Consider the following 13,141-nt stretch of genomic DNA (forward strand, 5'->3'; position numbering starts at 1 on the left):
TATACAAGCAAATGGCTGATAAAGCAAAAGAAGTAGCTGAGGAAAAAGCTGCAAAAAAAGAAGAAAAAACTGCAGTTGCAGAAATGACAACTGAAGAAACTTCAAAACCTAAAAGAGAACTCTCTCTAAAAGAAAGCAACCCTGAAAAATTCCTAGAAGAATTTAACTGGCACAACTACGAAGAAGGAATTGATCCTATTGACGATGGTAAGCTAGAAGAATTTGAAAAACTAGTAGCCGAGAACTTTGTTGACACATTAGATGACGAAGTTGTTGATGGTAAAGTGGTTTTTATCACAGATCGCGATGCAATCATTGACATCAATGCTAAAAGTGAAGGTGTTGTTTCTTTGAACGAATTCCGTTACAACCCAGATTTAAAAGTAGGTGATACTGTAGAGGTGTTGATTGATGTTCGCGAGGACAGCACAGGTCAACTTATTCTTAGTCACCGTAAAGCTAGAACCATTAAGGCGTGGGATCGCGTAAATGCTGCCCATGACGAAGCTACAATTGTAAATGGTTACGTGAAGTGCCGCACCAAAGGTGGTATGATCGTAGATGTTTTCGGAATTGAAGCTTTCTTGCCAGGTTCGCAAATTGACGTTAAACCAATCCGCGATTACGATATCTACGTTGGTAAAACAATGGAGTTCAAGGTAGTTAAGATAAACCACGAGTTCAAAAACGTTGTTGTTTCGCATAAAGCGCTTATTGAAGCGGATATCGAAGAGCAGAAAAAAGAAATCATCGGGCAGCTTGAAAAAGGACAGGTACTTGAAGGTGTTGTTAAAAACATTACTTCATACGGAGTATTTGTTGATCTTGGTGGTGTTGACGGACTTGTTCACATTACAGACCTTTCTTGGTCACGTATCAACCATCCAAATGAGATTGTTGAGCTTGATCAGAAATTGAACGTTGTAATCCTTGATTTTGATGAGGATAAAACACGTATCCAATTAGGTCTAAAACAATTGAACCCACACCCATGGGAAGCACTTGGCGATGAGTTGAAAGTAGGAGACAAAGTAAAAGGTAAAGTGGTTGTTATTGCAGACTACGGTGCTTTTATTGAAGTTGCCGAAGGTGTAGAAGGTCTTATCCACGTTAGCGAAATGTCTTGGAGTACGCACTTACGTAGCGCTCAAGATTTCGTAAATGTTGGTGATGAAGTTGAAGCGGTAATCCTTACAATGGACAAGGAAGAGCGTAAGATGAGCCTTGGTATCAAGCAAATGACGCCAGACCCATGGACAGATATTACTACCAAATACCCAGTAGGTTCACGCCACAAAGGTATTGTTCGCAACTTCACCAACTTTGGTGTTTTTGTTGAACTGGAAGAAGGTATTGATGGTCTTATCTATATTAGCGACCTTTCTTGGACTAAGAAAATCAAGCACCCAAGTGAATTCACTAACATTGGTGATGAGCTAGAAGTGGTTGTGTTAGAATTAGACGTTGATGGCCGTAAACTTAGTTTAGGTCATAAACAAACCGAAGAAAACCCTTGGGATAAATATGAAGGCGAATTTGCTGTTGGATCTAAGCACACTGCTTCAATTGATGAGGTAGTTGACAAAGGAGCAACAATCAAATTTAACGATGATATTGTAGCTTTCGTACCAAACCGTCACCTTGAAAAAGAAGATGGTTCTATGCTAGGGAAAGGTGAAGAAGCAGAATTCCAAATTATTGAATTCAACAAAGAATTCAAGAAAGTGGTAGCATCGCACATGGCAATCCATAAAGAAGAAGAAGCGAAGATTGTGAAGCAAGCTGTTAAAAAACAAGCAGCTGCTGCCGAAGAGTCTAAAACTACTTTAGGAGACGCTAACTCTGCGCTACAAGCGCTTAAAGACAAAATGGACGGTAAATAATAAGCCACCCATTTATAAATAATGAAAAGCCTTTCTCTTGATTTTTATCGGGAGGAAGGTTTTTTTTATGGAATAAATTAAAATTAATGCCTTATTTCCGTTGTTTTATATATGGTGCGTGTTGAAAGACAATGACGGTAAAGCTTGCATAAATCTTTAAGAGTATATCTGAAAAAAATTGTACTTTTGCTTCCTGTCCAAGATAGCTATCAAGATTAATTGAGACTTCCTTATGAGCCAAAAAGTATTACTAAACGCAACCGATATTAATATTGCGCTTAACCGCTTGGCTTGCCAATTGATTGAAAAACACGATGATTTTTCCAAAACCGTACTTATAGGAATTCAGCCTAGAGGGGTTTTTCTGGCCGAACGGATTAAAACATTGCTGGAAACCGAGTACAAAATAAAAAATATCAAGCTAGGTTATTTAGATATAACCTTTTTTCGCGACGATTTTAGAAGAGGTGTAAAGCCTTTGGAAGCCAACAAAACCCAAATAAACTTTATTGTTGAAGATAAAAATGTAGTCTTTATAGACGATGTGCTTTTTACCGGAAGAAGTATTCGGTCTGCCTTAACGGCGGTACAATCATTTGGAAGACCGCTGGAAATAGAATTACTTACGCTAATAGACCGTCGTTTTAGCCGTCATTTACCCATCCAACCCGATTATAGAGGAAGGCAAGTAGATGCAATTAATGGCGAAAAAGTTAAAGTCTGCTGGGTGGAAAATGAAGGAGAAGATGCTGTGTATTTAGTAAAAAATTGATCCGATAGCTATCGGGACGAATAAAAAACTGTGGTGTTTATATAAACCTACAACTTTGAACCTACCCCGAAGGGATGCCTTCGGCAAAACCTGAAACCAATAGAATGGAATTGAGTGTAAATCACTTATTGGGAATTAAATACATCACCGAGGCCGATATTCAACTTATCTTCGAGACGGCAGACCATTTTAAAGAGATTATCAATCGGCCTATTAAGAAAGTTCCTTCGCTTCGCGATATTACCATTGCCAATTTATTTTTTGAAAACAGTACACGTACAAAGCTTTCCTTTGAACTGGCGGAAAAGCGACTTTCAGCAGATGTTATAAATTTTGCATCATCAAGCTCCTCCGTTGCTAAGGGAGAAACCTTAGTAGATACTGTTAATAATATTCTTTCAATGAAAGTTGATTTGGTGGTCATGCGACATCCAAATCCTGGAGCAGGTGTATTTCTTTCTAAACATGTTGATGCAAGTATTGTAAATGCGGGAGACGGTGCGCATGAACATCCTACTCAAGCACTTTTAGACAGCTATTCAATTCGTGAAAAACTGGGCGATGTTGCAGGAAAAAACGTGGTTATTGTTGGCGATATCCTACATTCAAGAGTGGCTCTGTCAAATATATTTGCACTTCAGAAGCTTGGAGCTTCAGTTAAGGTGTGCGGGCCTAAAACACTTATCCCTAAATATATAGAAAAATTAGATGTTACGGTAGAAACTGACCTTCGCAAAGCCTTAGAATGGTGTGATGTAGCCAATATGCTACGCGTGCAAAACGAGCGAATGGACATTAGTTATTTTCCAACAACTAGAGAATACACCCAACAATTTGGGTTAAATAAAAAAATATTAGATTCACTAAATAAAGAAATTGTAGTCATGCACCCAGGACCAATAAATCGTGGTGTAGAAATTACAAGTGACGTTGCCGACAGCAAGCAATCCATAATTTTAGATCAAGTTCAAAATGGTGTTGCCGTTAGAATGGCGGTTATTTATTTATTGGCTTCAAAAATTAAATCATAATGAAAATTGAGAATCACCCTAATTTTGTGGTCCTTGAGGACGAAAAGGACGACATAGCTAACTTTGCTTCCTTTATTGAAAAGCAGATTCCTTCAAAATATAAAGGGCAAAACGTAGTTTTAAATCTTCTGAAATATGAGAATTTGCAGCTGCCCGAGCTTTTAGAATTTATTAAAACATCGAGCCTTCACCGCAAAACAAAGCAATCTTTCGTAATAGTAAATAGTGCTATAAGTGTTGATGATATTCCTATGGAAATGCTCGTAGTACCTACACTTCAAGAGGCTGAAGATATTATTGAAATGGAGGAGATTGAGCGTGATTTGGGGTTTTAATCACAACGCAGTATAAATTAAAGACATGTTCTGCGCCGCGAAAGGAACCTTAAAAGCACGCTGTAAATATTTAAACCTAAACCTTTAAACTTTGAACATAACAATCCTTGGATGCCATTCTGCAACGCCAACAGCTTCTGCACACCCTACAGCACAGGTTTTGGAGATGAAAGGGCATTTGTTTTTAATAGATTGTGGCGAGGCTACGCAAATGCAACTGCGGAAATACAGCGTTAAGTTTTCAAGAATCAAGCATATTTTTATTTCCCATTTGCATGGCGATCACTTTTTTGGCTTACCGGGGCTTGTTTCTTCTTTTCTCTTGCTGGGAAGATCTGCAGAACTGCATATTTATGGTCCAAAAGGGATTAAGGAAGCAATCTTACTTCTCTTAAAACTAGGTAAAGCATATACAAATTATCCGTTGTATTTTCATGAGCTGCAAACTACTTCGCCAGAGATAATATTTGAGGATGACAAACTTACAGTAGAAACAATCCCTTTAAAACACCGGGTTTATACCAATGGCTTTCTCTTTAGGGAAAAACCAGGTGAACGCAAGTTGGACGTAGAAACCGCAAGGGAACGCAATATTGATTTGAGCTACTTCAACAAAATAAAACAAGGTTTTGATGTTGAAAACAAGGATGGTATTTTAATTCCGAATAAAGAAATCACTTTTGACCCGCCTCCGCCGCAGTCTTATGCCTTTTGCAGCGATACTTTTTATAATCCAGAAATGGTCACACAAATTGCAGATACAAGTGTTTTATATCACGAAGCTACTTTTCTGGAAGAACACCGTCATCTTTGCGAAAAAACCAAACACAGTACAGCAAAACAAGCCGCAGCCACTGCTAAAGCAGCAAATGTTGGTACTTTAATTCTGGGTCATTACTCTGGTCGTTACCGTAAATTGGAGCGGTTTAGGGATGAAGCGCAGGAGGTTTTTGACAATGTGGAGTTGGCCAAAGACGGAAAGCGGTTTGCTTTTTAAAGCAGAAGAGATAATTTTATATATTAAAAACGTACTGAAGCCTCGATGTTTCCTTAGCTGAAAGTACTGACAGCGCGAAAATTTAATACATATTTAATATTGGCGTGTTTAAAATAAGTTTTAAAACCATTAACTTGCATTAAAACTTCAATAATGGGCGAAAAGCTTCACAACTACCGTAAATCTTACCAAAAAGGCGAACTTTTAGAATCGAACATTGATGAAAATCCAATGCAACAATTCCGCAAATGGTTTCACGAGGTAAAGGACAATGGAGGAGTGGACGAGGTAAACGCAATGACTATTTCTACTATTGGTGCCAATGGCTTCCCCAAAGGTCGAGTTGTTTTATTAAAGAAGTATGATGAGTACGGGTTTTATTTCTATACCAATTTCAACAGTGAAAAAGGAAAGTCTATCGCTAGAAATAACAAAGTTTCTCTATCCTTTTTTTGGCCAAATATGGAGCGACAGGTCATCATAAAAGGAACAGCTGAAAAAACTTCGGAAGCAGATGCAACCAATTATTTTCATTCGCGCCCCAAGGGAAGTCAATTGGGAAGTGCCGTCTCCCGCCAAAGTAGCGTGGTGGAGTCACGAGAAGTTTTAGTGAAAAACTTAGCCAATCTGGAGGAGAAATATAAAAACGACAACGAAGTACCAAAACCCGAAGAATGGGGCGGATATTTAATAAAGCCTATTTCTCTTGAGTTTTGGCAAGGAAGACCCAACCGGCTGCACGATAGATTAAGATATACGCTAAATGAAAACGATTGGATTATTGAAAGGCTGGAACCCTAATGATTCAATGATTGATAAATTACCCAAAACTGAAGCTATACAAGCATACTAAATGGTAGTATCGCGGCTTAAACCCCAAATAAATATAACTTTACACTAGAAACCTGAAGCCTTTTTATGAAAACACTTTACTTAGTTAGACATGCAAAATCATCTTGGAAACACGATGTAGATGACCATCAGCGGCCATTAAAAAAACGGGGGGAACGCGACGGAAAACTGGTATCAAATAAGGTGCAAGCCGAAATTAAACCACCACAAAAGCTCATTAGCAGTGACGCTACACGTGCTATGTCCACAGCCGCCTATTTTTTAAAAGCGCTTGATATTAGTGATGCCGACTTTGAAACAAACCACAATCTTTACGATTTTAGTGGGCAAAGTGTTATGCGCATCATAAAATCATTAGATAACAATTTAGATTCCGTAATGATCTTTGGGCATAACCACGCGTTCACTTCTATAGTAAACATGCTTGGCAACCGCTATATTGAAAACGTGCCTACTTGTGGGTTCGTTATGTTGCAATTTGATGAAGAAAAATGGAGCGATATAACTACGGGCAAGACAGTTAAAACAATTTTTCCAAGAGATCTTAAATAATGGCCGAAAGAGTAGCTACAGATAAACCGGTTCGCAATCAGTACACCAACAGGGAGTTAAGTTGGCTTCAGTTTAATGCTCGGGTGTTGCAGGAAGCAAACGATAAAAAAATTCCGTTAATTGAACGATTACGGTTTTTAGGTATTTTTTCCAACAACCTAGATGAGTTTTTTAAGGTGCGTTATGCCACTATTAAACGTATTGTTGAAGCAGGAAAGACCGGGCGTAGTTTTCTTGGGGGTATTTCGGCAAAAGACCTTTTGGAGGTTATAACCCACACGGTTATAGATCAGCAGGCGCAAAGTTTAGAAATACTCAGTACTATTAAAAAAGAGCTTCGGAAGGAAAACATATTTATTATAGACGAAACGGAAATTACGCCCAAACAGAGTAAATTTATTAAGGAATACTTTGTTAGAAATGTAAGTCCGGCTATGATGACCATTATGATTGGGGAGGTTGAAAAATTCCCCAGCTTGCGCGATAATGCCGCATATCTTGCTATTACAATGCTTATGAGCAAGGACGATGATACGTTTGAGACCAAACATAATTATGCCTTAATTGAAATTCCGCGTACTATAAATCGGTTTGTGGTATTGCCTCAAGAAGGAGAAAAGCAATATGTAATTATTCTGGACGATTTAATACGCCACTGTTTGCACAATATTTTCAGTATTTTTAAATATGAAAGCATTTCGGCACACATGATAAAAATTACGCGAGATGCTGAATTGGATATTGATAGCGACCTGAGCAGAAGTTTTATTGAAAAAATATCTAAAAGTGTAAAAAACAGAAGTGTAGGAGATCCTGTTCGTTTTGTGTATGATAAAACGATTGACAAGAAAACATTAGATTTTTTACTGCATAAAATGGAAATTGATAAAACGGATAGTCTTATTCCGGGTGGTCGGTATCACAACCGTCGCGACTATATGAAGTTTCCGTCTTTGCAACGGCCAGATTTACAATACGAACCTAAAGAACCTTTGCCTATACCAGGTTTAAGTCTTCAGGGGAGTCTTTTTGAAAAAATTCGCAAAAAAGATTATCTGCTCCATGCTCCCTACCAAACTTTTATGTATGTGGTAAAGCTTTTAAGGGAAGCGGCATTAGACCCTAAGGTTAAGGCTATTAAAATCACTATCTATCGGCTGGCCGAGATATCGCATATTGCCAGCTCTCTTATCAATGCAAAAAAGAACGGAAAAGATGTAACCGTACAAATAGAGCTCCAGGCGCGCTTTGATGAAGAAGCAAATATAGAATATGCCGAATTGTTACAGAGCGAGGATATACGTTTAATATTTGGCGTTAAAGGGCTAAAAGTACATTGTAAAGCCTGCTTGATAGAAAGAGTTGAAAATGATAAGCTGGTGCGATACGGTGTTTTAAGTACGGGGAACTTTAATGAATCTACCGCCAGAATTTATACTGATTACACTCTTTTTACAGCAGATCAAAAAATTTGTAAAGAAATAAACAAGGTCTTTGACTTTTTTGAAGTCAATTACCAAGTAAAAAAGTACCGACATTTAATCGTTTCGCCACATTATACCAGAAAGGCTATTTACAACTTGATTGATAAAGAAATAAAGAATAACAAGGCAGGCCTTCCCAGTGGTATTAAACTGAAATTAAATAGTCTATCAGATTTTAAAATGATTGACAAGCTCTATGAAGCAAGTAGGGCAGGGGTTAAGATAAAAATGATTATTCGTGGTATTTGTTGCCTTATTCCTGGGGTAAAGGGAATGAGTGAAAATATTGAAGCCATAAGCATCGTTGGTAAGTTTTTGGAGCATCCACGTTTGTTCATCTTTGAAAATGCTGGTGATACCAAGGTATATATTTCATCAGCAGATTTAATGGGAAGAAATCTCGATAACCGAGTTGAAATTACATGCCCAATTTATGATGCAGCTATTAAGAATGAAATTTTAGAGAATTTTGAAATAGGATGGCGCGACAATGTAAAGGCACGTGTTTTTACCGATAAAAAAGATAATGCCTATAGAAAAAACAATAAGCCTCTGGTGCGGTCCCAGTTCAAAATGTATAATTACTATTTAAATAAACTTGAAGTAAACTGATTTGTTAAACATTGAAAAATACGCTGCCATAGATATAGGCAGTAATGCCATACGTTTATTGATTAATTCTGTTATTGAACAGCAGGATAAAGACACTATTTTCAAAAAAACATCCCTAGTTCGGGTTCCCATTCGTTTGGGAGCAGAGGTATTTGTTAACGGAAAAATTTCAGAAGGTAAAGCTGCGCGAATGCTCGATGCTATGACCGCTTTTAAGCTTTTGATGAACACCCATGGCATTGAACGATACCGAGCTTGTGCTACTTCTGCTATGAGAGAAGCTTCGAATGGACAGGAAGTTGCTCAAGAGATTAAAAATAAATGCGGAATTAATATTGACATTATAGACGGTAATGATGAAGCGGTGATTATTGCATCCACAGACTTAAAAACCTTGATTCAAGACGATAAGGTTTTTCTATATGTTGATGTAGGTGGTGGAAGTACCGAGCTAACAGTATTCGCAAACGGAAAAACCATAAGTTCCAAAAGCTTTAAAATTGGAACTATTAGGCTTTTGGAAGGTTTGGTACACGAGGAAACATGGAACCAAATGGAAGCCTGGATAAAACGGGAAACTTTCGATTATCGCAATATATCAATGATTGGTAGCGGTGGAAACATCAATACAATCTTCAAAAAGAGTGGAAAAAAGTTAGGCAAACCACTTAGCTATGCCTATTTGTCTTCTTATTTTAAAAAGCTAAAATCCTTAACCTACGAAGAACGAATCACTCAACTAGATATGAACCCAGATCGTGCCGATGTTGTTATTCCTGCAACCCGCATCTATCTTTCTGCCATGAAATGGGCCAAGGCAAAAAATGTTTTTGTTCCTAAAATAGGGCTCAGTGACGGAATTATTAAAAGTCTTTATAATGAAAAAATAACCGAAGGCTAATCTTGGATACCATAAGCTAGCTAGATATTTTAATTCACTTATAATCACTATTGTCCTGATAAAGAATCAAGACTAAAATCTAACGAACTGAAGTTCACTTGTAGTAATGTGGTTTATAGCCTAAACTTCATCAGTATTTCGCATTGCGTCACTCAATTGAAGATATTTTAAATTGAACCCACTTCGGGGTTCTTGCTAGGTGGCGGGATTGTACCCCTACACTGCACGGTGTTTGTGTAGGGTTATTAAGGTTAAACTCCTTCGGAGTATTGAAAGGGTTTCAGTATAGATTCAGTAGTACAATTAGAGCTGCGAAAAATAACCCCAGAGGGGTTTAATGTTGATAACCTCTAATACAACCGAAATGAAGTGAAGATTGTATTAGAGGTTAAATATACCTGCCTACATACAGAACTCCGAAGGAGTTCAACATGTATTACTACATGTTATTCACAAACTCTAAAAACACCTTTTTATGAAGGTCAAGATCTAAATTGGGCGAAAGTGAAACGCGTACAATATAATCTTTATCGCCTTCTTTTGTAGTTCCCTGGGTAGATGTAGCGGGAATGGTCCAATAGCATCCTTTTAGTTGCCCATAACTTACGCAGAACTTACTTTCATTAGGGATTTTTGTGATCATTAAATTAATCAACTTTAGGTTTAAGGCTCTTTTGTATGCCTCCCGTTCTTCATCTGTGTTTCCTTTTGTGGGAAGGTCTAGTGAGAAAACAGATGGTGTAAACCCATTGCTAGCAAGTTCTTCCGAGACAAAATTGATTTTTGCCGCTGGTAAGACTTTTTCAATATAACTTACAAATTCACGCGTATTGGCGTACGCGTCTTTTATTCTCTGGTTCATGGAAGGCAATTGCTCTGCTAAAATTTCATATTGAAGAGAAGTTGCCTCATTGTCGCAGATAGTCAAATGCTTTTCAACTTTCGTTATCAGCGATTTTGTATTTTGATTCCCTATGCAGTAACCGGCTGTGCAACGACCACCACTAGGAAATTTTGATCCGCTAACGTATGCAATTGCCCGCATGGATGAAAGTATTTCACCTTCGCCTAAAAAATGTACGTTTGGGCAAAAAGTCTGATCTAAAATAAAAACCGGATCGATAGCTTTTACCCCTTTAGCCGTTGTGCGATTCTTGGTCAGTACCGCTTTTAACTGGTCAAGGTCAGGGACTTCAACTCTGGGGTTGGTCGGTATTTCGGCAATTATATAAGGAATGGCATCTTCATGGGCAATTTTATCTAAAACGCTATCAATACTTGTGACCATATCGTTATCGCCATCTACCGGTAAATCTACTACTTCCACGTTATCTAAGCATGCGGCTACACGTCTTGCTTGGTCATTTGTTCCCCCGTAACAATTTGGAGGAACAATAAACTTAATCGGTTTTCCTTTATGATTTTCCAAGGCATCATCAATAAGCCCCATCATAATTGCATATTGCATAGATAAGCCGCTAGAAGCAACCAATGGTTTTGTAGTGGAACCGGTAACCTTGTTAATTGATTCTAGAACACGTGGTTTGTCTTGCTTTAAACTATCATTTTCAGTTTTAAATGAAGCCCCATCTACCAATGACTTTAATGCCGAATAAGAATTTGCTGGGGTCATGGCAATTGTTTCCCTTCTTCTTACATGTTGTATTTCTGAAACATAATCTTGATTTTCAGCGCCATTTACTAAAAGAATACTTCCCAAATGGTCATGAAAATTAATATAAAAATCAATATTTGGGTGGTGTTCAATCTTGCTAATATTGCGCTGTTCTGAAATAAAAACGGTTTTTCCTTCAAATTTAGGAGCAGCTGCTAAGGTTTCCAGTTGTACCAATTCAAAATTATATCCATAAACGCGACGCAAAGCTTCGGCATCTATAAAGTTTGGTAGCTTACCTGTATAAACAATTTTGGTAGGTACATTGGCTAATAAATTCTTTCTTAAAATAGCCAAAATGGGTGTGGTTCTAGACTGAAAACTAATTACATGTGCTGCAGGTAGGTTGTTTAAACTGGCCACGCTCCATTCTAATATGGACGACAATGGATGCCCAAGGCGAATATAGTCGTAGGCCGTAGGTAATTGGCTTAAATCAGTAGTTTTAATGGCGCTTGTATTGCCATTATCCTTATTAACTAAGGCTTCAAATTGGTCTAGAAATTGCGTCTTGGCTAATTCTTCATTATAAATATCTAATCGATGTGTTGTAAGTTTTAACCAATCTGTTGGCATAACTTCTAACACGTTTTTTATATGGTCTAACATAGTATTCTCTTTCATTGTGTTCAACTTAAATTGGGTTGATAATATAAATAAGTTCGGTTTTCTCTAAAAAGGATTAGGAAATGGTTTTAAACCAGATAAACTCAATTACACTAATCTTTCTTTTATTTACTCTATCCTTAATTTTCGTCTCTATCCTCTATTTCCTTCAGCTGTGCTCCTATAAAAGGAATGCGGGGCGCTAGAAAATAACCGGTTAAACTGGCAAAAAGTATTGGAATAAAGTAGGTGAAACCGGTAAGCGTAGCCAAAAGTATAGTTGTACTCATGGGCGTTCGTGTTACGCAGGCGTTTATGGCGGCCATACAACTTACAATAGTTAACGGAAGACTGATTGAAGGAAAAACGGTATGAAGCAACAGCCCAAGAGCAGTTCCGCAGAAAAACAACGGAATAATAAATCCGCCACGCCACCCTGAAGTAACTGTAATGGCAATTGCAATAATTTTAAAAACCAAAACGCCAATCAGGAACTGGACCGTACCGTTTTCCTGAAGTAAATCGTTGATTTCAAAATGGCTAAAGTATCTTGTTAGCGGAATATAAAAAGCAATAGTACCCAGTAAAACGCCCCCAATCATTGTTTTTATATAGATTGGTGTTTTTAACTTCTCAAAAAGCTTTTTAAAGAATTTGGTACAGAAAATAAAGCCCCAGCCTACAATAGTTGCAAAAATAGCGAATAGAACCGCCCATCCAAAATCAAAGAAGTTAGCCATTTCATAAGCGGGAAGATCCCACATTGGTCCCCAGCCCAACTGAACTATTATAGCAAAAACAATATAGCTAAAGCCGCTGGCAACAAGGGCGGGGATAATAGCTTGGTAGTATTCAACAGCGTGTTTATGATGTAGGATTTCCAAGGAGAAAAGACTACCGCCCAAAGGGGCACCGAAGAGAGCGGTAAACCCTGAAGCCATCCCGGCAATACTTAGGGAGCGCAATTCTTCGCCTTTTAACCTAAATATTTTGCCCATCCAACTTCCTGTTGAACCTGTAACCTGTACTAATGGCGATTCAGGACCAAGGCTTCCTCCTGCCGCCACACAAATAAGCGACGACAGAATCATGGATGGATTGTTTTTTGGATCTAACTTTCCTTTGTTAAAGCGAATGTTGTTTACAATAAGCTGCATTTCGCCGGGATCGCCAATAAAATAGATTATTAAGCCTGCGGCAAGGCCAGAAATAGCCATTACCGGAATAACGAGCCAGCCCGTATAACCGCCCAAAACTTCGGTTAAAAACATAAGTACAACCCAATATAGACCTGAGATTATTCCACCAATTAAACCCAATACTGCCCAAAGAATAAACATTCTACTAAACAGAAACGGATTAAACCGAATGGGACGGTCCAGAACATCTAAGTACTTAACTAGTTTTCTTCTACTTTTGAGCTTCATTCTGAAAATGTTTT

General features: G+C 38.0%; 11 protein-coding genes. 9 read left to right on the forward strand and 2 right to left on the reverse strand.

All coding sequences use genetic code 11. The features are described 5' to 3' along the window. The first annotated feature begins 11 nt into the window (after positions 1-11). The 9 genes from rpsA (at position 12) to QPK98_RS04410 (ending at position 9,419) form a co-directional block, all read left to right on the forward strand. On the forward strand, positions 12-1,883 hold the full coding sequence (rpsA, locus tag QPK98_RS04370) for a 30S ribosomal protein S1 (protein WP_310991827.1): 1,872 nt from the start codon (positions 12-14) through the stop codon (positions 1,881-1,883). 232 nt (positions 1,884-2,115) lie between these two features. After that, the gene (gene pyrR, locus QPK98_RS04375) at positions 2,116-2,655 is read left to right on the forward strand and encodes a bifunctional pyr operon transcriptional regulator/uracil phosphoribosyltransferase PyrR (protein ID WP_310991828.1); all 540 of its coding nucleotides are present in this window, start codon (positions 2,116-2,118) and stop codon (positions 2,653-2,655) included. Positions 2,656-2,759: 104 nt separating this feature from the next. Then, on the forward strand, positions 2,760-3,686 hold the full coding sequence (locus QPK98_RS04380) for an aspartate carbamoyltransferase catalytic subunit (RefSeq protein WP_310992113.1): 927 nt from the start codon (positions 2,760-2,762) through the stop codon (positions 3,684-3,686). After that, on the forward strand, positions 3,686-4,021 hold the full coding sequence (locus QPK98_RS04385) for a ribonuclease Z (RefSeq protein ID WP_310991829.1): 336 nt from the start codon (positions 3,686-3,688) through the stop codon (positions 4,019-4,021). Before QPK98_RS04380 ends, QPK98_RS04385 begins: the two co-directional genes overlap by 1 nt. Positions 4,022-4,112: 91 nt before the next feature. Then, on the forward strand, positions 4,113-5,018 hold the full coding sequence (locus QPK98_RS04390) for a ribonuclease Z (RefSeq protein ID WP_310991830.1): 906 nt from the start codon (positions 4,113-4,115) through the stop codon (positions 5,016-5,018). A 153-nt stretch (positions 5,019-5,171) separates the two neighbouring features. Continuing rightward, the gene (gene pdxH / locus QPK98_RS04395) at positions 5,172-5,819 is read left to right on the forward strand and encodes a pyridoxamine 5'-phosphate oxidase (protein WP_310991831.1); all 648 of its coding nucleotides are present in this window, start codon (positions 5,172-5,174) and stop codon (positions 5,817-5,819) included. Between the two features lie 117 nt (positions 5,820-5,936). Then, a complete protein-coding gene (locus QPK98_RS04400) occupies positions 5,937-6,422 on the forward strand; it encodes a SixA phosphatase family protein (protein ID WP_310991832.1) in 486 nt (161 codons plus the stop codon). Beyond that, positions 6,422-8,518, forward strand: coding sequence for a polyphosphate kinase 1 (gene ppk1 / locus QPK98_RS04405; protein ID WP_310991833.1), 2,097 nt, complete (start codon positions 6,422-6,424; stop codon positions 8,516-8,518). Before QPK98_RS04400 ends, ppk1 begins: the two co-directional genes overlap by 1 nt. A gap of 1 nt (position 8,519) precedes the next feature. After that, positions 8,520-9,419, forward strand: coding sequence for a Ppx/GppA phosphatase family protein (locus QPK98_RS04410; RefSeq protein WP_310991834.1), 900 nt, complete (start codon positions 8,520-8,522; stop codon positions 9,417-9,419). Positions 9,420-9,858: 439 nt separating this feature from the next. Here the strand turns inward: QPK98_RS04410 and QPK98_RS04415 are convergent, their stop codons facing one another. Next, the gene (locus tag QPK98_RS04415; RefSeq protein WP_310991835.1) at positions 9,859-11,718 is read right to left on the reverse strand and encodes a PLP-dependent aminotransferase family protein; all 1,860 of its coding nucleotides are present in this window, start codon (positions 11,716-11,718) and stop codon (positions 9,859-9,861) included. A gap of 122 nt (positions 11,719-11,840) precedes the next feature. Continuing rightward, positions 11,841-13,127 (reverse strand): chloride channel protein, encoded by a 1,287-nt coding sequence (locus QPK98_RS04420; protein WP_310991836.1) that lies wholly within the window; start codon positions 13,125-13,127, stop codon positions 11,841-11,843. Between the last annotated feature and the right edge of the window lie 14 nt (positions 13,128-13,141).

It is taken from the genome of Aequorivita marina (assembly GCF_031631895.2).
GTDB classification, from domain to species: Bacteria; Bacteroidota; Bacteroidia; order Flavobacteriales; family Flavobacteriaceae; genus Aequorivita; species Aequorivita marina.